This is a genomic window from Nocardioides sp. NPDC023903 (assembly GCF_040639295.1).
GTDB lineage: Bacteria > Actinomycetota > Actinomycetes > Propionibacteriales > Nocardioidaceae > Nocardioides.
Genome location: NZ_JBEZZS010000003.1, coordinates 79,948 through 103,755, shown reverse-complemented (window position 1 = coordinate 103,755; position 23,808 = coordinate 79,948). Strand labels below are relative to the sequence as shown.

Below are 23,808 nucleotides of genomic sequence, written 5' to 3'. Positions count from 1 at the left end.
GCTGCCGCTCAGGCCGCGATGACCGAGGTGACCAGGACGTACGCTGCCGTGCCGGCGAAGATGCTCAGCGTCATGCTGCCTCGCCACAGGTGGAGGCCGATCGTGATCGAGAGGGCGAGGGCGGCCGGACCGACAGAGGTCAGCACGACAGGGTCGGTGTCGCGGAGGGTGTAGGCGGCAAGGATGACCATCACCCCGACGGGCATCCGGTCGCCGATGTAGGCCAGCAGCGCGCTGTGCCGCAGTGGAGCGAGCATCGCGAACGGGGCCGCGCGAAGGGTCCAGGTGACGGCCGCGGAGACGAGGACGGCGGACAGGACGTACCAGGGATCAGTCACGCCTGCTCCTACGGGCGGCCAGGACGTACGAGCAGACAAGCGCGACACAGAACATGCCCATCGCGATCAGCAGCATGTTGTCCCGCGAGATCAGCGCCGCGACGATCGCGCAGCCCAGAGCAAGGACCGAGATCGGCAGAGACCGACGGACCTTGTACGCCTCCATCCCCAGCACCACGAACAGCGCGGTGACGGCGAAGTCGAGGCCAGCCACCTGCGGCGGGATCAGCGAACCCAGCCCGGCGCCGGCGGCCACGCAGAGCACCCACGCCACGTGGAAGAACGCCTGGATGCTGATGATCCGTGTCCGCGACCAGCCGGCCGCCTCCGGCGTCGCGGTGAGTGCGTACGCCTCGTCGGTCAGGGCGAAGGTGCTGTAGGCCTTCCATCCGCGGCCGCGCACCCGGTGCATCGGGAACGAGATGGCGTAGAAGACGTGCCGGAAGTTCACCAGCAGCGTGCTGACCGCGATCTGCGCCAGCGGAGCGGCGGCCAGGAGGCCGACCAGCAGGAACTCCATGGAGCCGGCGAACACGACCGCGCCGAGCACCGGCGCCCACCACCAGGCGAGCCCGGACTGCACCACAAGTACGCCGAGCGCGAGCCCCAGCGGGACGACCGCGACACAGGCGGGAAGCGCGATGCGCCATCCCGCCGCGACCTCGCTGCGCCCCTCGTCGCGCGCCTGGTGAACTGCCTCCGAATCCATCACTTGCATGTCCGCAAGCCTAGGAAAGATCTGACGCCCTTGGGTTGCCCAATGGCGATGCTAAAGTGCCTCTGTGCGCAATGATCATGCGGTTGACGACCTGGATCGAGCAATCATTGCCGAGCTCGAAGACGACGCCCGGCTGAGCAACGCCGAGCTGGCCCGACGGGTCGGGCTCACTCCGGCGCCATGCCTGCGCCGCGTGCAGCGACTCGAGCGCGACGGCGTGATCAAGGGCTACCACGCCAGCATCGATCCGAAGAGCGGCGGACGCGGGTTCGAGGTCATCGTTGCCATCGACATCGCCGTCAACGACGGCAAGACCATCGAGGACTTCGAGACCGCCGCCGTCGCCGTCCCCGAGGTCACCGAGATGCGCCGCATGCTCGGCCAGCCCGACTACTACCTGCGCGTCCAGGTCGCCGACCCCGATGCGTACGAGGCCCTCATCGTCGGGACCATCTCCCGGCTGCCCGCGGTGAACAGGCTGCTCTCGCACCAGACCATGCGGCTGATCAAGGGGTAGATCAGCGCGGCAGCACGCCCACGAGCGCCGCGGTGAACGACGTCCGCAGGGCGTCGCGCAGATCTAGATGGAGTACGCCGAGTTCCGGCTCGTCCGCATAGGCGGCGAGGACGCTGGGCGGCGGCGGAACGTACGCCGCCAGGGCACCCGCCGAGATCAGGCTCATCATGCAGAACGTCTGGGCCCCGTCGCCGAGCTCGGGTAAGTGGCGGCGTACGAGCTCGAGCATGGTCGCGAGGTTCGCGTGAGTGGAGCGCTTGTGACGCTTGACGACCTCGACCGAGACATTGTGCTCGAGGACGCCACCCTGCGCGCCGAAGAGGTCACAGAGCACCATCCGCTCCGACAGCGACCGGCTGAGGACATCGGCCAACTGGTCGGCCCGCACCTCCGGTGACGCGTCGGCCTCGATACCCGCAGCCAGCTCCTCGGCCAGCTCCTCGAGCCACCTTCCCAGGAAGTCGTCGAGCAGCTCGAGCAGCACCGCCTCGCGCGACTCGAAATAGCGCAGGACGTTCGACTTGGCCAGTCCCACCCGCCGACTGAGCTCGTTCAGACTCACGTCGGCCACCGGCATCTCGTCGAGCATCGCCGCCGCCGTGTCCAGGATCGCCCGGCGGCGGATCTCCCGTTGCTCGTCGCTTCGCGCCCGCTGGAATGTCACGGCCCCAGACTAACTTAAAGACCGCCGGTCCCTTGACATTAGACCACCGGTCTCTTAAATTCGTTGTAACAGACCGATGGTTCCTTAGGAGGAGACAATGAGCGACACCTGGACCGAGCAGCACATCCCCGACCAGCAGGGCAGAGTGGCGATCGTGACCGGCGCCAACACCGGGCTGGGCTTCGAGACCGCGCGGATGCTCGCCGGCCACGGAGCCCACGTGGTCCTGGCCGTCCGCGACGTCGAGAAGGGGAAGCAGGCGGCCGCGCGCATCGACGGCGACGTCTCCGTCCAGGTCCTCGACCTGACCTCCCTCGACTCGATCCGATCGGCGGCGGCCGATCTCCGCGCGGCCCATCCGCGGATCGACCTCCTGATCAACAACGCCGGCGTGATGTACACGCCGAAGCAGACCACCAAGGATGGCTTCGAGCTGCAGTTCGGCACCAACCACCTCGGCCACTTCGCCTTCACCGGGCTGCTCCTGGACCACCTCCTCCCAGTCCCTGGCTCCCGGGTCGTCACCGTCAGCAGCCTGGGCCACCGCATCCGGGCCGACATCCACTTCGATGACCTGCAGTGGGAGCGCTCCTACAGCCGCGTCGCAGCGTACGGCCAGGCCAAGCTCGCCAACCTGATGTTCACCTACGAGCTCCAGCGCCGGCTGGCACCGCACGGCACCACGGTCGCGGTGGCCGCTCATCCCGGCGGATCCAACACCGAGCTCGCCCGCAACAGCCCCGCCGCGCTTCGGGTGCCCATGGCCTGGCTCGCGCCGCTGATCGCCCAGACGGCCGCGATGGGCGCCCTGCCCACCCTCCGCGCCGCCACCGACCCGGCCGTCATCGGCGGCCAGTACTACGGGCCAGGCGGCCGGGGCGAGGTCCGCGGACACCCGAAGCTGGTGACCTCCAGCCCCCTCTCCTACGACCTGCAGACTCAGCAGCGGCTGTGGACCGTCTCCGAGGAGCTCACCGGCGTACGCATGCCCCTCGACAGCTGAACCGCGCCATGCGGCGGGAACGACTGGTCACCGGCTGAGCGTCTGTCGCGTTCGGTCGTCGGCCGGAACGAAGGTCTCCAGGTGAAGTCCGTTGAGCGTGACGTCCGAGGCGCTCTCGATCTGGCTGGCGACGCTGAAGAAGCGCAGCACGTGGCCGCCCGCGTCGATCTCCAGCGGGACGACCGGGTCGGCCAGCGGCCGAACGGACGGCCCGTCGCCGGAGGCGTACGCGGTGACCTCGTCCCGGAGCGCGACCAGGGCCGGATCGCCGCCGGTGTGCGTGATGCGCCGGCCGAGCTGGTGGAGCAGGTGCGCTCGCCAGACGGGAAGGTTGCGGATGCGCGGCGCGAGTCCGCGCGGGTGCAGGCAGAGCCGGATCACGTTCAGCGGAGGCTCGAGCAGACTGCGATCACAGCCGTCGAGCAGCCCGTCGACGGGCTCGTTGGCATCGACGATGCCCCAGTGGTCATCGAGGAGCAGGGCCGGGTACGGCGCATGGGCGTCCAACAGGCTGCGGAGCCCGGCCATCACCGGCGCGAGCGCGTCGTCATCGGTGGCCCGGTGCGGATAGCGAGGGGCGAACCCGCCGGCGAGCAGCAGCCGGTTCTGCTCGGCCATGGGCACGCGCAACACCTCTGCCAGCCGGACGATCATCTCGGGAGTCGGCCGGGGAGCGTCCGTTCTCGACGTAGCTCACGTGCCGGGTGCTCACTTCGGCCTGGGTGGCGAGCGCGAGCTGGCTCAGGGATCGCAGCTCGCGCCAGCGGCGAAGCTCGCTGCCGACCGAGGCTGACGGAGATGGTGACGTCGCGGTTGAGATCACGGCCCGAGGCTAGCCAACCCGGCATCGCAACGGCCATGACCTCAGAGGTTATCGACCGGCGCACCGACCAGCGGCGAACCTTCTTCTGGCAACCCGATCCGAGAGAAGGAAGACACCATGAACGACATCGTGACGCGCTACCTGGACACCTGGAACGCCACCGACGAGTCGGTGCTCGCCGAGCTGCTGGCCAAGCACTGGTCCGACGACTGCGTCTACGTGGACCCGCTCGCGGACGTCCAGGGTCGTGAGGCCGTCGGGGCGACCATCCAGGCCGTACGCGCACAGTTCCCGGGCTTCGTGTTCACGCCCGTGGGGACCGTCGACACCCACCACCAGCAGTCCCGGTTCCAGTGGGGTCTGGGACCGGCCGGCGAGGAGCCGGTCGTCATCGGCTTCGACGTGGTCGTGGTCGACGATGACCAGCGGATCCGTGACGTACGCGGCTTCCTCGACAAGGTTCCGGCCTGACATCAGGCCTGGTCCGCGACCACCGGCGAGAGCGGCCGCTCGAAGAAGGTCTCCAGGACCACCGTCGCCTGCGTTCCATTGACGCCCTCGATGGCGTAGATCCGGCGCAGCACGTCCTGCAGCTGCTCGGTGGTCGCGGTCCTGACCTTCACGAGCACGGAGGCGCTGCCCGCGATGATGTGCGCCTCCACGATCTCCGGGAGCGCGGCGAACGCCTCCGCCGAGTCCCCCATCCACGACGTCGAGTCGACCATCACGTACGCCAGGACGGAGCCTCCCACGGCAGCCGGATCCACGTCGGCGGTGGTGCGCCGGATGACGCCACCCTCACGCAGCTTGCGTACGCGCTCGTGAGCGGCGCCCGCGGAGAGGCCGACGGACTGGCCGAGGGCGGCGTAGGACTGGGTGGCGTCGCGCTGGAGCTCGGCCAGCAGCTCGCGATCGATCTGGTCCACAGGAACTCCGTTCAGAAATATCTTGCGCCGACCGTACCTGATCTTGCAGTCTTCACATCATGCCGATTCAGGTTCGGCGAACTGGACACTGAGGAGTGGGACTCCATGAGCAGCGATCGCCCTGGGCTGTACGAGATGCTTGACGACCGGTTCCGCACCGGACGATGCATGAACGGCGACGAGGCGCTGGAGGTCCTGTTCACCGGCTGCCGCTGGACCGAGGGGCCGGTCTACATCCCTGCCTGGCGCCAGGTGGTCTGGAGCGACATCCCCAACGACCGGATGCTGCGCTGGGACGAGGAGACCGGGAACGTCGGCATCTTCCGCCGCGCCGCCGGGCACACCAACGGCAACACCCTCGACCACGAGGGCCGGCTGATCACCTGCGAGCAGGGCAACCGCCGGGTTACCAGGACCGAGCACGACGGCACGATCACCGTGCTGGCCGAGCGCTGGCAGGGCAAGCGCCTGAACAGCCCCAACGACGCGACCGTGAAGTCCGATGGCTCGATCTGGTTCTCAGACCCCGACTTCGGCATCACCAGCGACTACGAGGGTTACCGCGCCGAGAGCGAGATCGGCTCCAACAACGTCTACCGGATCGACCCCGCCACCGGCGAGGTCCGTCTGGTCGCGGACTGCTTCGGCGCGCCGAACGGGCTGGTCTTCTCCCCCGACGAGCGCCGGCTCTTCGTCTCCGACACCCGCGCCGGCAAGATCTGGGTCTTCGACGTACGCGAGGACAGCACCCTCTCCGACGGCGAAATCTTCGCCAAGGCCGAAGCCCGCGCCGAAGCCCGCTTCGACAATCTCCGCTTCGACGACGGCGGCCGGCTGTGGGTCGCCGCGATGAACGACGGCGTGCACTGCTACGACCCCGACGGCACCCTCATCGGCCGCCTGAACGTCCCCGAAGTCGTCTCCAACATCTCCTGGGGCGGCGCCAAGCGCAACCGCCTCTTCATCACCGCCGAGACCAGCCTGTACTCCGTCGTCATGGGCGTCACCGGCACCCACCCGACCGGCCCCGGCCGACGGCCCTGGCTGGATGCGGCGGCTCAAACGGATTCCAACGGCTCGTCGCGGTAAGCCGAATGGAGAAGGCGCGTGAACTCGGCGTCCTGCCCCAGGATTGAGTCGCCGAGTCGCGCGATCGGGATGCCGGGCGTCCACGAGTTCATCACCACGGCAGAAAGATGCTCTCCGAGCTCTTCGCGGCGTACGTCCCGAGTCTGCTGCGCGATGCCGAGCATGCGCAGGCGGCGATCCAGGATCTGCATCGTGATTCCGGTGAGGATCTCTGCGCGGGGCCAGATCACTGATTGCCCGTCCCAGAAAGCGAGGTTCCAGATCGTCGCTTCGCTGAGCCGACCCGAGCGATCGATGAACGCGGCGTCGTCGAAGCCCCGCACCTTGGCACGCCGGAGCAGAAGGGTCTTGGACACCTCGCCCACATGCTTGACGTGCGGCAGGTGCCTCTCGTGCTCGACGACATCAAGGGAGAGCGGACCCGTCGGCGGCGTGGCGGGTTCGGTGACCTTGACCAGGATATCGAGATCGACGGAATCCCCCGCCGGGGCGAACTCCCCGGGCCGTGAGGTGACAGTGCATGTCAAGGACACGTCGGGCGGACTCACCGCCAGAGCACCGCGCAGACGCTCCACCAGCACATCGTCAGGCAGGTGCCGTCCGAAGAGCTCGTCACTGGCTTCTCGGAGACGGGCCAGATGCAGGTCCAGGCCGCGAACTCGGCTACCCCGGACCTGCATCGCGGTGAAGTGGGCGTAGCCGGCGAAGGCCAGCGGCGCGAGGTCCGCCGTATTGGCCGACCTACCATTGAACTGAGTGATCGAAGTGGTCATGGATGCGACCGTAGGAGCTGACACCAGTGGCAGAGGCAAGTCTCGACACCGTGAGTCGACAGCTACGGATCGGGGATCTCGCCGCACTCACGTCCACGACGCCGAGGATGTTGCGGCACTACGAGAACCAGGGCGTCATCGAGGCACAACGGTCCTCGACCGGCCAACGCCTGTTCGACCCCTCGGCCATCGAGCAGGTTCGTTCCATCCGTCGCCTGATCGGGGCGGGCCTGCCTGTCGGAGCCATCCGTGAGCTCCTCGACTGCATCCACGACACCGACCGGATAGAGCCGTGCGCCGTCCCCCTGCTCGTTGAGCACCTCCACGCCTACGACGGACGCATCGCGGAGCTGACCACCACCCGAGATGCCCTCCAGGGCCTGATCGACTCCTCCCAGAAGGGATGACCGCCGGCGACTCGAGGCGTCAGAAGATGCGGTCGGCGACCCGTACGCGCTCAGCGCGCTCGAGCGCGGCGGCGAGTCGGGCGGCGTCGACCGGAGCGGCGGGCGCGGTCTGCATGTTCTCGACGGGGGTCGACTGGTCGGCGAGGTAGACGCGGGTGTAACCGGCGGCCTCGGGCTCGAAGCGCCAGCTCTCCGCGAGGGATCCCGCATCGTGTACGTCGTAGCCCAAGCGGTCGATCATGGCGGCCGCGACGGACTTCGCCCGCTGGTCATCTCCGGCGATCGGCAGGGCCGTGCGGTCGGCGGCGCCTGAAGGCCGGGCGAGCAGTGGGATGTGGTGAGCCAGGATGCTGTTGAACGCCTTGACCAGCCGTGCGCCCGCGAAGTGCCGCTGCACGAGCTCGCTGGTGGTGAGCTGCTCGTCGTCCAGCTCGCGGATGCGGCCGTCCCGGTACGGGTAGTAGTTGCCGGTGTCCAGCACCACCTTGCCGGCGAGCAGCGCCGGCGGGATGCTCGTGTGGGCCGGCAGCGGCACCGAGAGCACCACGACGTCGCCCGCGACCGCCGCCTCCTCGGTCGTACCCGCCACGGCCAGCGGGCCCAGCTCCTCCACCAGTTCAGCCAGGCTCTCCGGTCCCCGCGAGTTGGCGATGACGACGGGTACGCCGCCGGCCACGGCCAGCCGGGCGATGGCCGCCCCGATGTTGCCGCTGCCGATGATTCCGAGCCTGGACAATCTGATCCTCGATCCGAAGAAGATGGTGGACTGTGCGTGCGGAGACGTCCCGCCGCTATGTTCACCTTCATTTAAACATAGGGCTGCGAGATACTGAGAACATGGCCAGCCGCACCTCGACTCCCCTCACGCACCCCGAGCGGGACGAGCTCGACCTGTTCCAGGTCATGTCGGCACTGGTAGACCCCATCCGACGAGGCATCGTGGTCCAGCTCGCCGCCTCGGCGGACCCCACGCCTTGCACAGAGTTCCCGCTGCCCGTCAGCAAGGCCGCAGGGACACGGCACTTCCGGACCCTGCGCGAGGCGGGGATCATCCACCAGCATGATGTGGGCGTACGCCGCATGAACCGCCTGCGGCGCGAAGACCTCGAGGCGCGCTTCCCCGGCCTGCTCGAGCTCGTCCTGCGCGAGGCATCGCCGGTGATCGGCAGCAGCGCACTCACCTGAACCGGGGGATGTGTCAGGCCCACCGCGAGATCAATGTCTGGGACAGACAACGACGGGTGGAGGCGACATGGCCAAGCAGTTCAAGGGAATCGTCAATCTCGACGTACGGGACTCGGTCCCGGACTGGACGCCCTTCCGCGAGCCACCGGCGCCGGAGGGTGCTCCCAACGTACTGCTGGTTCTCTACGACGACACCGGCATGGCTGCGTGGTCACCGTACGGCGGCCGCATCAACATGCCGACCATGCAGCGGCTCGCCGACAACGGGCTGACCTACACGCAGTGGCACACCACGGCGCTCTGCTCGCCGACCCGCTCCTGTCTGCTGACCGGACGCAACCACCACGAGAACGGCTTCGCCCAGATCGCCGAAGGTGCCCAAGGATTCCCGGGGCACACCGGCCACATCCCGATGGAGAACGCCACCATCGGCGAGGTGCTGCGCGAGAACGGCTACAACACCTTCTGGGTCGGCAAGAACCACAACGTCCCGCTCGACGAGTGGGCGGTCGGGGCGAGCAAGCGAAACTGGCCGCTGGCGCGCGGGTTCGACCGCTTCTACGGCTTCCTCGGCGGCGAGACCAACAACTGGTACCCGACCTTGACCGAGGACAACCACTACGTCGACCAGCCCTACCTCCCCGAGGACGGCTACCACCTCTCCAAGGACCTTGCCGACAAGGCGATCTCGTTCATCGCCGACAGCAAGACCTCCGCACCGAAGAAGCCGTGGTACCTCTGGTTCTGCCCCGGCGCCAACCACGCCCCGCACCACGCGCCCGAGGAGTACATCGCGAAGTACGCCGGTCGGTTCGACGATGGCTACGAGGCCTACCGCGAGTGGGTGCTGCCACGGATGGTCGAGCGCGGCATCCTTCCGGAGGACACGGAGCTCACGGACATCAACCCGCTGCCGGGCGAGATGGCGCAGCCGATGGACCACGTGCGGCCCTGGGAGACGCTCAACGACGAAGAGAAGCGGCTCTTCGCGCGGTTCGCCGAGGTCTACGCCGGCTTCTCCGAATACACCGATGCGCAGGTCGGCCGGATCATCGACTACCTCGAGGAGACCGGGCAGCTCGACAACACGATCGTCATGTACTGCGCCGACAACGGCGCCTCGGGCGAGGGCAGCCCCGACGGCACCGTCAACGAGAACAAGCTCTTCAACGCCTATCCCGAGGACCTCGAGCAGAACCTCTCGATGCTCGACCAGCTCGGCTCCCCGGACACCTACAACCACTATCCGACCGGCTGGGCAACGGCGTTCTCCACGCCGTTCAAGATGTTCAAGCGCTACACCTACCAGGGCGGCGTCGCCGATCCGCTGGTCATCTCGTGGCCGAAGGCCATCGCCGCACGCGGCGAGGTGCGCAACCAGTACCACCACGCCGTCGACATCGTGCCCACGCTCTTGGAGTGCATCGGGGTGGAGATGCCGGAGGAGGTGCTCGGCTACGCTCAGTCGCCACTGCCGGGCGTCTCGATGAAGTACAGCTTCGACACGGACGGACCGACACAGAAGGTCATCCAGTACTACGAGATGTTCGGGACCCGAGCGCTGTGGCACGACGGCTGGCACGTCGTCGCCCGGCGCGCACCGAACGCTGGCGGCACCGCGGCCGACCTGGTCAACGACACCTGGGAGCTCTATCACTCCGAGACCGACCGTGCAGAGGCGCACGACCTCGCCGCGGAGCATCCCGAGAAGGTCAAGGAGCTGGTCAACCTCTGGTACGTCGAGGCCGGCAAGTACGACGTACTGCCGCTCGACAACCGGTCCATCGCCGACCTGGTCAAGGAAATGCCGGTCGCCGACATCCCAGAGGGCGGCGTCTATCGCTACTACCCCAACACCTCGCCGGTCCCGGAGTTCGCCGCAGCGGAGATTCGCGGCCGCTCCTTCAAGATCCTGGCCCAGGTGGAGCTCGAGGCCGATGCCGAGGGCGTGATCATCGCGAACGGCGCCCGGTTCGGCGGCCACACGCTCTTCATCAAGGACCGGAAGCTCTGGTACGCCTCCAACTTCCTCGGCATCCCGCCTGAGCAGCAGCTGGTTTCACCGGACGAGCTGAAGCCCGGAGCGCATGTGCTCGGGATGGAGTTCTCCAAGGAGAGCCACGGCGAGCACCACGAGGCGATCGGAACGGCGACGCTCTACGTCGACGATCAGGCCGTCACCAAGGGCGCATGGAAGACGCAGCCCGGTCACTTCGCGCTGTGCGGCGAGGGGCTCACCATCGGCAAGGACGGCGCCGACCCGGTGTCGCGGGAGTACTCGTCACCGTTCGCCCTCACCAGGGCCAAGGTCCGGGTGGTCGAGATCAACATCGGCGACGACGTCTACCTCGATCTGGAGCGCGACTTCCACGCCGCGATGTCTCGAGACTGAGGAGGATCAGGAGCGGAGTGGTTTGCTATTCCACCGTCAATGGCCCTTCATCGGCGGAGGGCGGTTCGAAGTGGTCGAAGTAGATCAGCACCGTCTCTGGATCCAAGACGTAGTCGTCGCCGTGCGCGCGGGCTCGCGCCATCACCCGATCGAGGCACGTCGCCCGATCCGTCGGGAGGTAGATCGTCTCCGGGATCACTCCGAAGGGTTCCAGCAGGCCACGCCACTCCTCGCGCATCGCGCGCGACCAGAACGAGAAGTCCAAAACGACGTCGCGCCCCTCACGGACCAGACCCACGAGCCGCTCCCGGAGATCGGACTCGATCTCGCGGCTGGCGTCGTCGGACAACGGCATCCGCCGGATGCCGCGCTCCCAAGCCTCTTGGTCGAACGAGAGCCTGACCATGCCCTCGGCCTCGAGGCGGCGCGCGATGGTCGACTTGCCTGAGCCCGCCGGCCCGCACATGAAGACGACTCTCACCATGTCCTCACCTCGCCAAGAGCAGCCATGATCACCGTGCTGTTCTACAACGCGGCATGTGGTGACGCCAGACATTGAACCGGAGCTCGACGACATCGCGGTCTGGACAGGGTGCACGTACGCTCGAGGCAGGAGCTGACCTTGGTTCCCCAATGACGGGAGTCCGGATGTCCGGCGCTGTTCCACCCCTTTCCACCGCCACCAGCTCGTCGACCAGCACGCTGCTCACCCTCGGGATGCTCGCGGCTTCCTCGATGGAGAACGAGCAGCGACTGCCGATCCACCCTCATCACCTCGATCTGATCGACCCGGATCTCCGTGCGCGGATGATCGTCGAGCGTGGCTACGGCGCCGACTTCCAGCTGGAGCCCGGGTACGTCGAGTCGCGGGTCGGCAGGGTCGCGGATCGCTCCACGGTGATCGAGACGGCTGACGTGCTGCTGCTTCCGAAGCCGCAGATGGCCGACGTGGCCGCGATCCCCGAGGGCCGGGTGCTGTGGGGATGGCCGCACTGCGTGCAGGACCCCGCCCTGACACAGACGGCGATCGACCGCCGGCTCACGCTGATCGCATTCGAGGCGATGAACCACTGGAGCGGCCGCGGTGACTTCAGCCTGCATGTGTTCCACAAGAACAACGAGCTCGCCGGCTATTGCTCGGTGCTTCATGCCCTGAGCCTCACCGGATCCACGGGCATGTACGGGCCCCGTCGCAGCGCGGTCGTCATCGGCTTCGGTGCGACGGCACGGGGTGCGGTGACTGCGCTCACGGCGCAGGGCATCCACGACATCCAGGTCCTCACCCAGCGCGGCGCAGCTGCGGTCGGCTCCCCGATCCACGGCGCGCACATCGCCCAGCTCCACACCGACGACGGCGAGACCCACCTCAGCGAGGTGCTCACGAAGGACGGCAACGTCCTGCTCCCCGAGTTCCTGGCGTCGCACGACATCGTCGTCAACTGCACGCTCCAGGACGTCGCCGCACCGTTGACCTATCTGCGCACCGAGGACCTGGCGGGGTTCGCCCCGGGCAGCCTGATCGTCGACGTCTCGTGCGACGAGGGAATGGGGTTCGACTGGGCGAAGCCCACCACGTTCGACGCCCCGATGTTCACGGTCGGCAACGGCGTCAACTACTACGCGGTCGACCACACCCCGTCGTACCTGTGGAACTCGGCCACCTGGGAGATCAGCGAGGCGCTGCTGCCCTTCTTGCGCACGGTCATGGAGGGGCCGACCGCCTGGGCGACGAACTTGACCGTCTCCCGGGCGATCGAGATCGACCACGGCGTGATCAGCAACCCGAGCATCCTGAGCTTCCAAGGCCGCGACCCGGCCTATCCACACACTCGCGCTGCCTAGGCACTCAGCCGTTGAAGCGGAACTCCAAGCACCTCTCCGGCTCAGGGGACAGGGTCGTCGCAAGACAGATCACCGGCACACCCGGACCGTGCACTGAGCGCTTCACGAAGCTGTCTCGAGGTTGACTGCGGAGTAGCGCCCGACCGCCAGATGGCCAGCAACAGATCCGCCCGTGGCCGACCCGGCTCGGTCCACCTGGGCCCCAGTCCTGCTTGGTGGAGCACGTCGATCAGAACGTCGTCGGCGGCCGTACGCGCTTCGGCCCAGGCCCGCGCATACGCCTCGTCGACCCGGTTCAAGGTCTCCTCGCTCTCCTCGATTGCAGGCAGCACAGCGACGACGGTCCGCGCCTTCCTTCGGCGACGCAGGAACGCGATGAGGAAGTAGACAAGGGCACCAGCCCAGCCGAAGACCAACACCATCACGATGTCGAGAACGTCCAGCCCGACGACCCGTCCCCGGGCAACAGCACCACGGACGATCAGGCACAGCGCGACGATCGTCGGGGCGAACGACAGCACCAAGACCGTCGCGATCCACATCGCCTCAACCTGGCCAACCATCACAGCTCCGCTCCGTCAGCCGAGACTTCGGCAGAGCCTAGCCGCGCAGAGCCATCAGACCTCCGGCATAGAGAGTGCGTCCACCAACCACGCGTTCCGTTGCTTCAACAACTTCGTCATGTACCGAGTCAGCACGAGGGCGTTCACCAACCGCCCGACCGACCCGGCAGGCGACTCGAACTCGACGACGTCCGTCATCAACGTGCCGCCGGCGACCGGTTCGAATCGGTGCTCATGCCACCACCGCCGGAACGGGCCCGACTCCTGCTCGTCCACGAATCGGTGCGGAGCGTCGTACTGACTGATCACCGAGGTCATGATGAACGGAATTCCGAAGTGGCGAGCTCGCCAGGTCACCGAGTCGCCGCGACGCATCACACCTGAGGTGACGCCGGAGATGGCGCGCTCACCCGAGTGGGTCATCGACGACTGGTGCGCGTCGACGGACAAGCTCAGCTCAAAGCACTCCGCCGGCGTCGCCGAGACCTCCGTCGTGAGCTCGATTCGCGGCATTTGATGATCCTAAGCAGCGCAACACACCCGGGCGGCGACCACGCGCATCAGCACCGCAGACCTGGGATCTGCAACAAATATTGAAAATGTTGCAGCCCGTGCGTATGCTCCAATCCGTGAGTGATGAAGGTCACACAACGGCGAGGATCATCGCCGAGGCGCGCCGCATGGTGCTGGCGGGTGAGCCGGTCGACGTCGGCAAGGTCGCTGCTGGGGCTGGGGTTGACCGCGTTACGGTCTTCCGCCGCGTCGGGCGTCGTGACTTGCTGCTCGCCGAGGCCCTCTGGACCCTTGGCGAGGACACCTGGGCACGCTGCTTGCGGGAGGCACCCGAAGGCACTCCGGATCGGACTGCCGAGGCGCTGTCGGCATTCGTGCGATACCTCATCGAAGCGCCGTACTTCCGTGCGTTCTTGCACCGTGATCCGCAACGCGCTCTGAGGATCCTGACGACGAACGCCGCACCGAACCAGACGCGCATGGTCGAACGCGTGGAGAGCCTGCTCGCGACAGAGCCGGCACCGGCGATCGCCTTGAGCCGCCTGGATCTCGCTCGACTGCTCGTGCGCGTCGCCGAGACGTACATCTATGCGGACATCATCGCCGGCGCAGAACCGGACGCCGACGCGGCCCATACCGTCTTCGTCGCACTGCTGAGCAGGCACGGGAACTAGAGGAGAACACATGGAACTCAACGGCCACAACGACGAGCGCTTCGCCCGGTTGCGAGACGAGCTCTCCGCGAATCTCGAGTCCGGTGAAGAGCTCGGCGCAGCTGTCGCCATCGACATCGATGGTGAGCTGGTCGTCGACCTGTGGGGCGGCTACCGCGACGTCGCACGCACCCTCCCGTGGGATCGAGACACGATCGTCAACGTCTGGTCGACCACGAAAGAGATCACCGCGCTCGCGGTCCTGATGCTCGTCGACCGCGGCCTGGTGGACCTGGACACCCCTGTCGCGACGTACTGGCCGGAGTTCGGCCAGGCCGGCAAGGAAGCGATCGAGGTCCGTCACCTCATGGCCCACACCTCCGGGGTCTCGGGCTGGGAGCAGCCCTTTGTCGTCGAGGAGATGTACGACTGGGAGACGTCGGTGGCGCGCCTCGCCGGCCAGGCTCCGTGGTGGGAGCCGGGCACCGCATCGGGCTACCACGCTCAGAACCAGGGCCACCTCCTCGGCGAGATCGTGCGTCGAGTGAGTGGAAAGACGCTCAAGCAATTCGTGGCCGAGGAGATCGCGGAACCGCTGGGCGTCGACCTACAGATCGGCGCAGAGGCAAAAGACGATGACCGGATCGCGGAGATCGTTCCGCCGCCCCCGCTCGCGTTCGACCTCGGGTCGATCCCAGCAGACTCGGTGATGGTCAAGACCCTGACCGGGCCCGCGGCTAACGCCGCCGCGGCCAACATGCCTGCGTGGCGGCGCGCCGACATGGGCGCGCTGAACGGCCACACGAACGCGCGTGCCCTGGCGCGGACCATGTCGGTCATCTCCCGCGGTGGGGAGGTGGGAGGAATCCACTTGCTGTCGGAGAAGACCATCGACCGCATCTTCGACGAGCAGGTTCACGGAGATGACCTCGTCCTCGGCGTCCCACTGCGCTGGGGGATCGGTTTCGGTCTGCCCGAGCCGACGACCTTGCCGTACATCCCGGACGAGCGAATCTGCTTCTGGGGCGGATGGGGCGGGTCCATGACGATCATGTTCCCGCTGCAGAAGATGACGGTCTCGTACGTCATGAACAAGATGGCCCCGGGCATCATCGGATCGGACCGATCGGAGGCCTACGTCCGCGCAGTGCTCCAGGCCGTCACCGCCTGACCGAACGTCCGAACTCGGTCAGTCGAGGCCTTCGACGATGCGGAAGTCGCGCTCGACGCCGTCAGAAAGGGCCGCCAGCGCCTCCTGGTAGGCGGCGCTCTCGTGCGTCGCGACGGCCTGCTCAAAGCTGTCGAACTCGATCAGGACGGTGCGCTCGGCGATTCCGGCGTCATGCGCCACAACCCGGCTGCCACGGGTGAGGACCCGACCGCCGCCGGCCTGGACGGCTGCAGGAGCCAGCTTGTTGTACGCAGCCAGCTTCTCGGGGTCTGAAATGGTGCGGTACGCGCTGACCCAGTAGCCCTTGGGCATGGAACCTCCAGTGTTGGGATGAGCGGATCGACCCGGGTCGTCGCTCAGACGTTGAAGCGGAACTCCACCACGTCGCCATCGGCCATGACGTAGTCCTTGCCCTCCATGCGTACCTTGCCGAGGTCGCGGGCCTTGGCTACGGAGCCGGCGGAGATGAGGTCGTCGTAGGAGACGATCTCGGCCTTGATGAAGCCCTTCTGGAAGTCGGTGTGGATGACACCGGCGGCCTCGGGGGCGGTGGCGCCCTTGGGGATCTCCCACGCGCGGACCTCCTTGGGTCCGGCGGTGAGGTAAGTCGAGAGGCCGAGGGTGTCGAAGCCGACGCGGGCCAGGATGTCCAGGCCGGGCTCCTCGACGCCGGCGTCGGCCAGGAACTCGCGGGCCTCGTCCTCGTCGAGCTCGACGAGCTCGGACTCGAACTTCGCGTCCAGGAAGATCGCCTCGGCGGGGGCGACCAGCTCGCGCATCGAGTCCTTGAGCGCCTCGTCGGCGAGCTCGTCGGAGTCGCAGTTGAAGACGAAGATGTAGGGCTTCGCGGTGAGCAGCATCAGGTCGCGGATCAGGGCCCGGTCGATCTTGGTGGCGATGATCGGGGTGCCGGCCTCGAGGGCCTCCTTGGCCTCGACCGCGGCGGCGAGGTTCGCCTTGAGGTCGGGAGCCTTGCGCGACTCCTTCTCCAGCCGCGGGATCGCCTTGTCGACCGTCTCCAGGTCAGCCAGGATCAGCTCGGTCTGGATGGTGGAGATGTCGTTGGCGGGCTCGACCTTGCCGTCGACGTGGGTGACGTCGTCGTCGCGGAAGACCCGGGTGACCTGGCAGATCGCGTCGGACTCACGGATGTGGGAGAGGAACTTGTTGCCCAGGCCCTCACCCTGCGAGGCGCCGCGCACGATGCCGGCGATGTCGACGAACTGCACCGTGGCCGGCAGCAGCTTCTGGGACCCGTAGATCTTCGCCAGCTCGGCCAGCCGCTCGTCGGGCACCCCGACGACACCGACGTTGGGCTCGATGGTGGCGAACGGGTAGTTCGCCGCGAGGACGTCGTTCTTGGTCAGAGCGTTGAAGAGGGTCGACTTGCCCGCGTTGGGAAGTCCCACGATGCCGATGGTGAGTGCCACGATCGACAATCCTAGGTCCGAGCCTCCCCGAAGCCTGCTTCGGGGAACGCGAGGAGATCGAGCGAGCGCGCGGCTGAGCTTGCGAAGCCGCGACTGCGGGTCGAGATCCGCACGCCGACCACGGCCGAAACGCGGCCGCGCGACTCCGTCGCGTGGTACGGCCTCCGTAATCGCCGACCACAAATTCCGACGGCAAAGGGATCCCACCCAATAGGCTCGCGCCCGTGAACGCCCCCGACGCACCACAGCGACTGCGCGAACCCGCACATCAGGTCTCCGAGCGCGCGCCGGCCTACTGGCGTACGGCTGAGGCGATCGGCGCGGTGATCTGGCTGGCCCTCGCGGTGAGTGCTGTCGTGGCTGCGGTCCTCGTCCCGGAGGGCTTCTGGACCTGGATCCTCTGGCTCGCCGCCGTGGTCTTCGTGCTGGCGCCGGTGCCGGGGCTGACCTTCGTGCCGTCGATCCGATTCCGGATCCACCGGTGGGAGGTGACCGACATCGCCGTCCACGTACGCCACGGGTGGCTCACCGTCGTCGACGAGATCGTGCCGCTCTCCCGGGTGCAGACGGTCGACTCGACGCAGGGGCCGCTGATGCGGCGGTTCGGGCTGCGTACGGTCAAGGTCTCCACCGCCTCCTCGGCGGGCATCGTCCAGATCGCCTGCCTCGACGACGCCCTCGCGCTCGAGGTCGTCGCGAAGCTGGTGGCGATCACCGCGGCGACGCCTGAGGACGCGACGTGAGCACACCTGACGTCCCTGAGGCTCCTGCCGTTCCGGACGCGGAGTGGCAGCGGCTGGCCGGCTGGACCGCGGTTGTCAGCCCGCTCTCGACGCTGCGCCAGGCGATCATCCCGGCCGCGGTCGGTGCCTTCGGTGCCGGCCAGGCGAACGTGTTCATCGGTCTCCTGGTCGCGGCCGGCATCGCGGTGGTCGCGGCCCTGGCCGGTCTGGTCCCCTGGCTTACCACGACCTTTCGGGTGACGCCGACACACCTCGAGGTGCGCAAGGGTCTGCTCAACCGCACCACTCTGACCGCCCGACTCGACCGGGTGCGCAGCGTCGACCTGAGCTCGACCCTCATCCACCGCGCCCTCGGAGTCACCAAGGTCAGCGTCGGCACCGGGGTCGACGAGGGCCAGATCACCCTCGACTCGCTGACCAAGGACGCCGCCGCCCGGCTGCGGCGCGAGCTCCTGCACGCGGCGCCCGCGCCGTCCGCGTCCGACGTTCCCTCAGCTGAAGGCTCCTCGCCAGAGATCGAGCCCGTCGCGGCCGCGCCCGAGGGCGAGATCATCGCCAAGCTCGACTGGTCCTGGATCAGGTACGCCCCGCTCAACCTCAGAAACCTCGCGATCGCGCTCGGCGGACTGGGTGCGGTCTTCGGTGCGTTCTCCGATCTCATCCCGTGGGAGTCCTTCGGCGTCCGGGTCACCAACGGCGAGGTCAACGGCGTCCCTGTCGACGAGTTCGTGCGCATGCTGTTCTTCGCCGTGCCGATCGCGATCGTCGGGGCGGCCGCGGTGTGGGCGATCGGGTCGTGCGTGGGCTATGCGGTGCGTTGGTGGGACCTCCAGGTCGTGCGCGAGCAGGGCCGGGAAGGCACCACGCTGCGACGCAGCTTCGGCCTGACCAGCACCCGCGCGACGACGGTGGAAGAGGCGAAGGTACGCGGCGCCACCTCCACCGTCGGCCCGCTGATCGGCCTCGCCGGCGGGGCCGACCTCAACCTGCTGACGACCGGGCTCGACGACAACTTCCCCGCGGTCCTGCCGACGGCCCCGGAGCAGGTCGTCTCCGAGGTCGGCACCGACATCCTCGGCGAGGACGCGTTCTCGGCGGCGCTCACCGGCCACGGGCCACGGCCACGCCGGCGCTACTGGTTCCGGGCGGCCGTCGCCACCCTCGTGTGGACGCTCGTCGCGCTCGTCCCGACCGTGCTGATCGGCGTCTTCGGCGACACCTGGATCTGGTGGATCCCGGTCGTCGTGATGGTGCTTGCCCTCGTCCTCGGGCTGCTCGGTGCCGAGCTGCGCCACCGCCACCTCGGCCACGCGCTCACCGACCGCTACCTGGTGGTCCGCTCGGGCTCGTACACCGCGGTGCGGACCGCCCTGCAGACCGACGGCATCATCGGCTGGCGGGTCAAGCAAACGTTCTTCGACCGCCGCATCGGCCTGGCCCAGGTCACCGCGATGACCGCGGCCGGCCACGAGCACGTCGACATCCCGGACGTGCCGCTCGAGACCGCCGTCGCCTTGGCGGCGGCGGCTACGCCGCGTACGGTCTCGGAGTTCGTCGAATAACCCGTTCTACTTCGGACGGGCTTCGGTGGATGATCCGGCCATGACAATCCAGATCCGCCATCTGACGTTCGACTGTGCCGACGCACGCAAGCTCGGGGAGTTCTGGTCGGCGATCACCGGCTGGCACCTCTTCTACGACGAGGACCCCGAGGTGATCGTCGCGCGCAGCTTCCCGTCGAAGGAGCTGATGTTCCTCTTCATCCCGGTGCCGGAGGCGAAGTCGGCGAAGAACCGGGTCCACATCGACATCAAGCCGGAGGACACCACTCGCGACGAGCTCGTCGAGCGTGCGCTCTCGCTCGGCGCCACCGTCTTTGGCGACCACCGCAAGGAGGATGGGACCGGCTTCGTCGCGCTCCGCGACCCTGAGGGCAACGAGTTCTGCATCGAGCGCGGCGAGCACGAGATGGCCTCGAGCGGACCGATGACGATCGGGCTCAAGATCTGAGCTCAGCGGGCGAGGACCCCGACCCGTCCGCCCGCACCGGCGGCCCAGCAGGTGCCCTTGGCGCAGTCGACGGTGTGGAAGCGGGTCTGGGTGGCGCCGAACGGCTTCCAGGAGCGGCCGCTGTCGTGGCTGATGTCGCTGCCGTTGGGGCCGACGGCGATCGCGGTGCGGCCGCCGATCCAGGCGACCGCCTCGCGGTATCCGCCCAGGTCAGAGGCCGAGTTGGTCCAGGTGCGGCCACCGTCGGTCGAGTAGGCGGCGCGGTCGACGCCGTCGTCCTCGAGACCGAAGTCGCCACCCACCGCGATCCCCTGGCGAGGATTGCGGAAGCCGAGCCCGAAGACACCGGCAGCCTCGCCGGTCGCGATCGTGGAGTCTGCGGAGGACCAGGAGCGACCGCCGTCGTGGGTGGCGTAGATCTTCGCGGCGGCGCCGCCACCGCCGATCCAGGCGTCGCGCGCCCCCGCCGTGACCAGGCAGGTCCCGCTGGCCGAGTAGCCGAACTCGCCCGGCGCCTCCAGGCCCTGCGTGTCCGCGATCGTCCAGGTGTCGCCGCCGTCGGAGGTCGTGATGACGCGCCACTCGCCGTCGACCGGGTCGCTCATCGCGATCCCGCGCTTGCCGCCGGGCCAGAAGTCGACGCAGTTGTAGAAGGCGGACGGCTCCGCGGACCGGAACGTCTCGGTCCAGGTCGATCCGCCGTCGACGGTCTTGTAGATCCGGCTCGCCTCGCCCTCGCCGATGGAGAGCACCACCGCCTCGCTCGCCGAGCGCGCCTCGACGTCGCGGAAGAGCAGCTCGTCGGCTCCCGGGGGCGAGACCTCGTCCCAGGTCCGGCCGCCATCGGTCGTACGGAACACTCCCCCGCCGTCGCCGCCGACCCACGCGGTCTTCGCGTCGACGGCGTCCAGCGCCCGGAACCCCTGCGTCGTATCGACGTTCACAGACGTCCAGTCGTACGCACCCCCCGACTGCACTGACTGCACAGCCTGCGCCGACGGCGCGAAGGTGAGGGTGGTGAGGGCGAGAGTGGCCGCCGCTGCGGCTCCGACAACGATGCGCACGAAGGATCACCCTGGCCCTGCGGGGCCGTTCTGTCCACCGATCCGGCAAAACTCGTCCGTCGAATCAGTGGCAACGACAGGCGAATCTGTAGTTGTGGGCGCCGAATGTCGAGTTTCGTCCTCCACAAGTGCAGATTCGGCAGGCCAGAAGTGCGGACTCGGGAATTTTCTTCCGTGACCGGTTGGTAGCCCCTAGAGTGAATCGCCGTGCCGCACACCAGCGGTGCAGATGGGGAGGTTGTCATGAGCAGAACGACACTGACCAGACGCGGAAGGTTGGCGGCTGCTGGACTCGCGGCCGCGGTGGCCGTTGCGACGCCGTACGCAGCAACGCACGCCGCAGAGCCGGATCCGTCCGCGACGACCGCCACCAAGACATCGACGCAGCACCACCAGATCGTCTCGCTGATGCAACGCATGTCGCTGCAGCAGAAGATCGGCCAGCTCTTCGTGATCGAGGTCTACGGACGCGACGCCAACAACGTCAGCGACACGGCGAAGGCCGGCAACCAGCGGCTCTACGGGGTGGACACCCCGGCGCAGGCGATCGCGAAGTACCAGCCCGGCGGGGTCATCTACTTCACCACCCGCGGCCCCGACAACATCGGCGACGCGGCCCAGGTGGCGACGCTCTCCAACGGCCTCCAGCGTGCCGCGCTCCAGCAGCGGCCCAAGATCCCGCTCAACATAGCGGTCGACCAGGAGGGCGGCGCGCTCGTGGCCCGCTTCGGTCCGGCCAGCGGCGCGACCCAGATGCCCGGCCAGATGGCGCTGGGCGCCGGCGGCTCGACCGAGGACGCAGCCCGCTCTGCCGAGGTCATCGGCACCGAGCTGGCCGCCGTCGGGGTCACCCAGGACTACGCCCCCGTCGCCGACGTCAACCTCAACCCCAACAACCCGGTGATCGGGATCCGCTCGGCCGGGGCCGACTCTGCTGCGGTCTCCGATATCGTCGAGGCCGAGGTCGGCGGGTTCGACGACGGCGACCTCTCCTCGATCGCCAAGCACTTCCCGGGCCACGGCGACACCGGCACCGACAGCCACTACGGCCTGCCCGAGGTGACCCACAGCCGCGAGGAGCTCGAGGCGATCGACCTGCCGCCGTTCAAGGCTGCGATCGACGCCGGGATCGACGCGATCATGACGGCCCACGTGACCGTGCCCGCGATCGACCCGAGCGGCGAGCCGGCCACCATGTCCGAGCCGATCCTCACCGGCCTACTCCGCGAGGAGATGGGCTTCGACGGCCTGATCGTGACCGACGCCCTCGACATGCAGGGCGCGAGCGCGACGTACCCGCCCGACGTCGCCCCGGTCGAGGCCTTCCTCGCCGGCGCCGACCAGCTGCTCATCCCGCCGCAGATGGACACGGCGTACGCCGCGGTCCTCGGCGCCGTCAAGGACGGCACCATCTCGCGCCAGCGGCTCGACGAGTCGGTCTACCGGATCCTCGAGCACAAGCTTGAGAACAAGATCTTCGAGAGCCCCTACGTCGACCCGGCGGCAGCTCCGGCGGTCTTCAGCAACCCGCTGCACAAGGCCGACGCCCAGGCGATCTCCGACCGCACCACCACGTTGGTGAAGAACGACGACGACCTGCTGCCGCTGGCGCCTGGGGCGAAGAACGTCCTGGTCGCGGGCTGGGGTGTGGACACGACAGCGGGCATCGCGGCCGGACTCCAGAAGCGCGGCGCGACGACCCAGGTGCTGCAGTCGGGCACCACCCCGACCGACGCGCAGATCAACGCCGCCGTCGAGGCCGCCGCGGGCAAGGATCTGGTGGTCGTGCCGACCAACAACGCCTGGCAGATCAACCCGGCGACCGGCCAGCCGACCCCGGCCTCCGTGGCCCAGACCAAGCTGGTCAAGGCGCTGCTCGCCACCGAAACCCCGGTGATCGTGACCGCGATGCGCAACCCCTACGACGTCACGTCCTTCCCCGAGGCCGCGACGGTGCTCGACACCTACGGCTACACCTCCCACCAGCTCGAGTCGCTGGTGCGGGTGCTCTACGGCGAGGTGAACCCGAGCGGCAAGCTCCCGGTGGAGATCCCGGATCTCTTCCCGCTCGGGCACGGGCTGTCCTACTAGGAACCCCATGAGAGCGGCCCTCCCGGAAACCGGGAGGGCCGCTCTCTTGCTGCTAGAGGATCAGGAGCCGTACAGCGCCCGGACCCCGGCCGCGTCGGAGGCCTGGAACTCCAGGTCCTCCGAGCCACCGTTGCACTGCGGGTAGTGCATGATCGAGGAGGAGTCGTACGGGGTCAGCGCACGCCAGTTGTTGTCCTCGAAGCAGGTCGCCGACTCGGGCCGGGTGTGCTCGTGGCGGAACCCGAGAGTGTGACCGAGCTCGTGGCCGAGGATGTCACCCGCCTCCCAGTTGCCCGACGAGAAGATCGAGTCGTCGATGAGCACGTTGCGGGAGCGCTTCGAGGTCGAGGGGAAGAACGCCCGCGCGATGTACTGCGAGGTGCTCACCGGCTCGACTGAGAAGAGCACGTTGGAGTTGCGGGTGTTGCAGGACGCGTCCTGGGTGGGGACGTAGATGAACTCGACGGCCGAGCTGGCCGCCTCCCACAGGCCCTCGCCCTGCGCCATCGCGGTGACGATGGCGGCCTTGTTGGTGCCGAACTTGTCCGAGACACAGTAGGTCAGGTTGAGCGCCTGCGAGGCCGACCACTTGTCGTCCCTGCCGCTGACGGTGTTGACGATGAGGCCGTCCTCCGGGACGTGCTTCGGCGCCGAGACCATCGACTCGTAGAACTTGTGCAGGTCACCCTGGTTGGAGACGACCTCGTCGCCGTTGACGACGTACTGACCGTCGAAGTCGACGTACGTGGACGCCTCGAACTCCTGGTAGCTCGGTGCCTCTTGGGCGGATGCGGGAACCATCGACGCAGTCAGCGCCGCGGCACCCGCAGCCGCGGCGATCATCATGGGAATACGAACTCGCATAGCTCTTCCTCCTGGATTCGTGAACGACC

At 67.9% G+C, this 23,808-nt stretch carries 29 protein-coding genes; 14 read left to right on the top strand and 15 right to left on the bottom strand.

The window, feature by feature from the left end; all coding sequences use genetic code 11:
- Positions 1–8 precede the first annotated feature (8 nt).
- Together AB0F44_RS05410 and AB0F44_RS05405 are read right to left on the bottom strand one after the other, a co-directional pair.
- Positions 9–338, bottom strand: a complete 330-nt coding sequence (locus AB0F44_RS05410) for an AzlD domain-containing protein (RefSeq protein WP_357353408.1) — start codon at positions 336–338, stop codon at positions 9–11.
- A complete protein-coding gene (locus AB0F44_RS05405; protein ID WP_357353406.1) occupies positions 331–1,056 on the bottom strand; it encodes an AzlC family ABC transporter permease in 726 nt (241 codons plus the stop codon). The genes AB0F44_RS05410 and AB0F44_RS05405 overlap by 8 nt, the downstream gene beginning before the upstream one ends.
- Positions 1,057–1,120: 64 nt before the next feature.
- Here AB0F44_RS05405 and AB0F44_RS05400 point away from each other — a divergent pair, with 64 nt between their 5' ends.
- The gene (locus AB0F44_RS05400; RefSeq protein ID WP_350662492.1) at positions 1,121–1,573 is read left to right on the top strand and encodes an Lrp/AsnC family transcriptional regulator; all 453 of its coding nucleotides are present in this window, start codon (positions 1,121–1,123) and stop codon (positions 1,571–1,573) included.
- A gap of 1 nt (position 1,574) precedes the next feature.
- Here the strand turns inward: AB0F44_RS05400 and AB0F44_RS05395 are convergent, their stop codons facing one another.
- Positions 1,575–2,237 carry a TetR family transcriptional regulator gene (locus tag AB0F44_RS05395; RefSeq protein ID WP_357353404.1) on the bottom strand — a complete coding sequence of 221 codons (663 nt, stop codon included), beginning with the start codon at positions 2,235–2,237 and terminating at the stop codon, positions 1,575–1,577.
- Between the two features lie 97 nt (positions 2,238–2,334).
- Between AB0F44_RS05395 and AB0F44_RS05390 the strand changes: the two genes are divergently transcribed.
- On the top strand, positions 2,335–3,240 hold the full coding sequence (locus AB0F44_RS05390; RefSeq protein ID WP_357353402.1) for an SDR family NAD(P)-dependent oxidoreductase: 906 nt from the start codon (positions 2,335–2,337) through the stop codon (positions 3,238–3,240).
- A 27-nt stretch (positions 3,241–3,267) separates the two neighbouring features.
- Here AB0F44_RS05390 and AB0F44_RS05385 read toward each other — a convergent pair whose 3' ends face one another.
- Both AB0F44_RS05385 and AB0F44_RS05380 read right to left on the bottom strand, forming a co-directional pair.
- Entirely contained in the window at positions 3,268–3,858 is a 591-nt protein-coding gene (locus AB0F44_RS05385; protein ID WP_357353400.1) for an XRE family transcriptional regulator, read from the bottom strand.
- Positions 3,788–4,063, bottom strand: coding sequence for a helix-turn-helix transcriptional regulator (locus tag AB0F44_RS05380; RefSeq protein ID WP_357353398.1), 276 nt, complete (start codon positions 4,061–4,063; stop codon positions 3,788–3,790). Before AB0F44_RS05380 ends, AB0F44_RS05385 begins: the two co-directional genes overlap by 71 nt.
- Before the next feature lie 117 nt (positions 4,064–4,180).
- Between AB0F44_RS05380 and AB0F44_RS05375 the strand changes: the two genes are divergently transcribed.
- Positions 4,181–4,534: a nuclear transport factor 2 family protein gene (locus tag AB0F44_RS05375; RefSeq protein WP_357353396.1), complete on the top strand. Its 354-nt coding sequence runs from the start codon at positions 4,181–4,183 to the stop codon at positions 4,532–4,534.
- Positions 4,535–4,536: 2 nt separating this feature from the next.
- Here the strand turns inward: AB0F44_RS05375 and AB0F44_RS05370 are convergent, their stop codons facing one another.
- Positions 4,537–4,989 carry an Lrp/AsnC family transcriptional regulator gene (locus tag AB0F44_RS05370; protein ID WP_357353394.1) on the bottom strand — a complete coding sequence of 151 codons (453 nt, stop codon included), beginning with the start codon at positions 4,987–4,989 and terminating at the stop codon, positions 4,537–4,539.
- A gap of 105 nt (positions 4,990–5,094) precedes the next feature.
- Here AB0F44_RS05370 and AB0F44_RS05365 point away from each other — a divergent pair, with 105 nt between their 5' ends.
- On the top strand, positions 5,095–6,078 hold the full coding sequence (locus AB0F44_RS05365; protein ID WP_357353392.1) for an SMP-30/gluconolactonase/LRE family protein: 984 nt from the start codon (positions 5,095–5,097) through the stop codon (positions 6,076–6,078).
- On the opposite strand, the gene AB0F44_RS05360 is transcribed toward AB0F44_RS05365, so the two are convergent.
- On the bottom strand, positions 6,048–6,851 hold the full coding sequence (locus AB0F44_RS05360) for an aminotransferase class IV family protein (protein ID WP_357353390.1): 804 nt from the start codon (positions 6,849–6,851) through the stop codon (positions 6,048–6,050). The genes AB0F44_RS05365 and AB0F44_RS05360 overlap by 31 nt on opposite strands.
- Positions 6,852–6,901: 50 nt before the next feature.
- Between AB0F44_RS05360 and AB0F44_RS05355 the strand changes: the two genes are divergently transcribed.
- The gene (locus tag AB0F44_RS05355; protein ID WP_357353388.1) at positions 6,902–7,258 is read left to right on the top strand and encodes a MerR family transcriptional regulator; all 357 of its coding nucleotides are present in this window, start codon (positions 6,902–6,904) and stop codon (positions 7,256–7,258) included.
- A 19-nt stretch (positions 7,259–7,277) separates the two neighbouring features.
- On the opposite strand, the gene AB0F44_RS05350 is transcribed toward AB0F44_RS05355, so the two are convergent.
- Entirely contained in the window at positions 7,278–8,018 is a 741-nt protein-coding gene (locus tag AB0F44_RS05350) for an NADPH-dependent F420 reductase (RefSeq protein WP_357353738.1), read from the bottom strand.
- 77 nt (positions 8,019–8,095) lie between these two features.
- Here AB0F44_RS05350 and AB0F44_RS05345 point away from each other — a divergent pair, with 77 nt between their 5' ends.
- Together AB0F44_RS05345 and AB0F44_RS05340 are read left to right on the top strand one after the other, a co-directional pair.
- Entirely contained in the window at positions 8,096–8,443 is a 348-nt protein-coding gene (locus AB0F44_RS05345) for a helix-turn-helix transcriptional regulator (protein ID WP_357353386.1), read from the top strand.
- 67 nt (positions 8,444–8,510) lie between these two features.
- Entirely contained in the window at positions 8,511–10,835 is a 2,325-nt protein-coding gene (locus tag AB0F44_RS05340) for an arylsulfatase (protein WP_357353384.1), read from the top strand.
- A 25-nt stretch (positions 10,836–10,860) separates the two neighbouring features.
- Here AB0F44_RS05340 and AB0F44_RS05335 read toward each other — a convergent pair whose 3' ends face one another.
- Positions 10,861–11,319, bottom strand: a complete 459-nt coding sequence (locus tag AB0F44_RS05335; protein WP_357353382.1) for an ATP-binding protein — start codon at positions 11,317–11,319, stop codon at positions 10,861–10,863.
- A gap of 164 nt (positions 11,320–11,483) precedes the next feature.
- On the opposite strand from AB0F44_RS05335, the gene AB0F44_RS05330 reads away from it, so the two are divergent.
- Positions 11,484–12,677 carry a N(5)-(carboxyethyl)ornithine synthase gene (locus AB0F44_RS05330; protein WP_357353380.1) on the top strand — a complete coding sequence of 398 codons (1,194 nt, stop codon included), beginning with the start codon at positions 11,484–11,486 and terminating at the stop codon, positions 12,675–12,677.
- Positions 12,678–12,718: 41 nt separating this feature from the next.
- Here the strand turns inward: AB0F44_RS05330 and AB0F44_RS05325 are convergent, their stop codons facing one another.
- Together AB0F44_RS05325 and AB0F44_RS05320 are read right to left on the bottom strand one after the other, a co-directional pair.
- Complete coding sequence (locus tag AB0F44_RS05325; RefSeq protein ID WP_357353378.1) at positions 12,719–13,240, bottom strand: hypothetical protein; 522 nt, start codon at positions 13,238–13,240, stop codon at positions 12,719–12,721.
- Between the two features lie 54 nt (positions 13,241–13,294).
- Complete coding sequence (locus AB0F44_RS05320; RefSeq protein WP_357353376.1) at positions 13,295–13,753, bottom strand: SRPBCC family protein; 459 nt, start codon at positions 13,751–13,753, stop codon at positions 13,295–13,297.
- Between the two features lie 116 nt (positions 13,754–13,869).
- On the opposite strand from AB0F44_RS05320, the gene AB0F44_RS05315 reads away from it, so the two are divergent.
- Both AB0F44_RS05315 and AB0F44_RS05310 read left to right on the top strand, forming a co-directional pair.
- Complete coding sequence (locus tag AB0F44_RS05315; RefSeq protein ID WP_350662459.1) at positions 13,870–14,427, top strand: QsdR family transcriptional regulator; 558 nt, start codon at positions 13,870–13,872, stop codon at positions 14,425–14,427.
- 10 nt (positions 14,428–14,437) lie between these two features.
- Complete coding sequence (locus AB0F44_RS05310; RefSeq protein WP_357353374.1) at positions 14,438–15,577, top strand: serine hydrolase domain-containing protein; 1,140 nt, start codon at positions 14,438–14,440, stop codon at positions 15,575–15,577.
- 18 nt (positions 15,578–15,595) lie between these two features.
- Here the strand turns inward: AB0F44_RS05310 and AB0F44_RS05305 are convergent, their stop codons facing one another.
- Both AB0F44_RS05305 and ychF read right to left on the bottom strand, forming a co-directional pair.
- Positions 15,596–15,889 (bottom strand): DUF1330 domain-containing protein, encoded by a 294-nt coding sequence (locus AB0F44_RS05305; protein WP_357353372.1) that lies wholly within the window; start codon positions 15,887–15,889, stop codon positions 15,596–15,598.
- Positions 15,890–15,933: 44 nt separating this feature from the next.
- A complete protein-coding gene (gene ychF, locus AB0F44_RS05300; protein WP_357353370.1) occupies positions 15,934–17,007 on the bottom strand; it encodes a redox-regulated ATPase YchF in 1,074 nt (357 codons plus the stop codon).
- A 224-nt stretch (positions 17,008–17,231) separates the two neighbouring features.
- Here ychF and AB0F44_RS05295 point away from each other — a divergent pair, with 224 nt between their 5' ends.
- Genes AB0F44_RS05295 through AB0F44_RS05285 form a run of 3 tightly spaced genes read left to right on the top strand, consistent with a single transcriptional unit; the run spans position 17,232 to position 19,760 of the window.
- Positions 17,232–17,750 carry a PH domain-containing protein gene (locus AB0F44_RS05295; RefSeq protein WP_357353368.1) on the top strand — a complete coding sequence of 173 codons (519 nt, stop codon included), beginning with the start codon at positions 17,232–17,234 and terminating at the stop codon, positions 17,748–17,750.
- A complete protein-coding gene (locus AB0F44_RS05290) occupies positions 17,747–19,312 on the top strand; it encodes a PH domain-containing protein (RefSeq protein WP_357353366.1) in 1,566 nt (521 codons plus the stop codon). Before AB0F44_RS05295 ends, AB0F44_RS05290 begins: the two co-directional genes overlap by 4 nt.
- Before the next feature lie 40 nt (positions 19,313–19,352).
- Complete coding sequence (locus AB0F44_RS05285; protein ID WP_357353364.1) at positions 19,353–19,760, top strand: VOC family protein; 408 nt, start codon at positions 19,353–19,355, stop codon at positions 19,758–19,760.
- Positions 19,761–19,762: 2 nt separating this feature from the next.
- On the opposite strand, the gene AB0F44_RS05280 is transcribed toward AB0F44_RS05285, so the two are convergent.
- Complete coding sequence (locus tag AB0F44_RS05280; RefSeq protein WP_357353363.1) at positions 19,763–20,824, bottom strand: oxidoreductase; 1,062 nt, start codon at positions 20,822–20,824, stop codon at positions 19,763–19,765.
- Between the two features lie 243 nt (positions 20,825–21,067).
- Between AB0F44_RS05280 and AB0F44_RS05275 the strand changes: the two genes are divergently transcribed.
- The gene (locus AB0F44_RS05275) at positions 21,068–22,915 is read left to right on the top strand and encodes a glycoside hydrolase family 3 protein (RefSeq protein WP_357353361.1); all 1,848 of its coding nucleotides are present in this window, start codon (positions 21,068–21,070) and stop codon (positions 22,913–22,915) included.
- A gap of 60 nt (positions 22,916–22,975) precedes the next feature.
- Here AB0F44_RS05275 and AB0F44_RS05270 read toward each other — a convergent pair whose 3' ends face one another.
- A complete protein-coding gene (locus tag AB0F44_RS05270) occupies positions 22,976–23,779 on the bottom strand; it encodes a M57 family metalloprotease (RefSeq protein ID WP_357353359.1) in 804 nt (267 codons plus the stop codon).
- Positions 23,780–23,808 lie beyond the last annotated feature (29 nt).

Excerpts from the sequence above, each read along its gene's own strand:
- AB0F44_RS05340 (WP_357353384.1), top strand. The coding sequence starts at position 8,511 with ATGGCCAAGCAGTTCAAGGGAATCGTCAATCTCGACGTACGGGACTCG.
- AB0F44_RS05365 (WP_357353392.1), top strand. The coding sequence starts at position 5,095 with ATGAGCAGCGATCGCCCTGGGCTGTACGAGATGCTTGACGACCGGTTC.
- AB0F44_RS05320 (WP_357353376.1), bottom strand. The coding sequence starts at position 13,753 with ATGCCGCGAATCGAGCTCACGACGGAGGTCTCGGCGACGCCGGCGGAG.
- AB0F44_RS05375 (WP_357353396.1), top strand. The coding sequence starts at position 4,181 with ATGAACGACATCGTGACGCGCTACCTGGACACCTGGAACGCCACCGAC.
- AB0F44_RS05405 (WP_357353406.1), bottom strand. The coding sequence starts at position 1,056 with ATGCAAGTGATGGATTCGGAGGCAGTTCACCAGGCGCGCGACGAGGGG.
- AB0F44_RS05390 (WP_357353402.1), top strand. The coding sequence starts at position 2,335 with ATGAGCGACACCTGGACCGAGCAGCACATCCCCGACCAGCAGGGCAGA.
- AB0F44_RS05335 (WP_357353382.1), bottom strand. The coding sequence starts at position 11,319 with ATGGTGAGAGTCGTCTTCATGTGCGGGCCGGCGGGCTCAGGCAAGTCG.
- AB0F44_RS05345 (WP_357353386.1), top strand. The coding sequence starts at position 8,096 with ATGGCCAGCCGCACCTCGACTCCCCTCACGCACCCCGAGCGGGACGAG.
- AB0F44_RS05360 (WP_357353390.1), bottom strand. The coding sequence starts at position 6,851 with ATGACCACTTCGATCACTCAGTTCAATGGTAGGTCGGCCAATACGGCG.
- AB0F44_RS05310 (WP_357353374.1), top strand. The coding sequence starts at position 14,438 with ATGGAACTCAACGGCCACAACGACGAGCGCTTCGCCCGGTTGCGAGAC.
- AB0F44_RS05285 (WP_357353364.1), top strand. The coding sequence starts at position 19,353 with ATGACAATCCAGATCCGCCATCTGACGTTCGACTGTGCCGACGCACGC.
- AB0F44_RS05325 (WP_357353378.1), bottom strand. The coding sequence starts at position 13,240 with ATGGTTGGCCAGGTTGAGGCGATGTGGATCGCGACGGTCTTGGTGCTG.
- AB0F44_RS05385 (WP_357353400.1), bottom strand. The coding sequence starts at position 3,858 with ATGGCCGAGCAGAACCGGCTGCTGCTCGCCGGCGGGTTCGCCCCTCGC.
- AB0F44_RS05275 (WP_357353361.1), top strand. The coding sequence starts at position 21,068 with ATGAGCAGAACGACACTGACCAGACGCGGAAGGTTGGCGGCTGCTGGA.
- AB0F44_RS05305 (WP_357353372.1), bottom strand. The coding sequence starts at position 15,889 with ATGCCCAAGGGCTACTGGGTCAGCGCGTACCGCACCATTTCAGACCCC.
- AB0F44_RS05330 (WP_357353380.1), top strand. The coding sequence starts at position 11,484 with ATGTCCGGCGCTGTTCCACCCCTTTCCACCGCCACCAGCTCGTCGACC.
- AB0F44_RS05270 (WP_357353359.1), bottom strand. The coding sequence starts at position 23,779 with ATGCGAGTTCGTATTCCCATGATGATCGCCGCGGCTGCGGGTGCCGCG.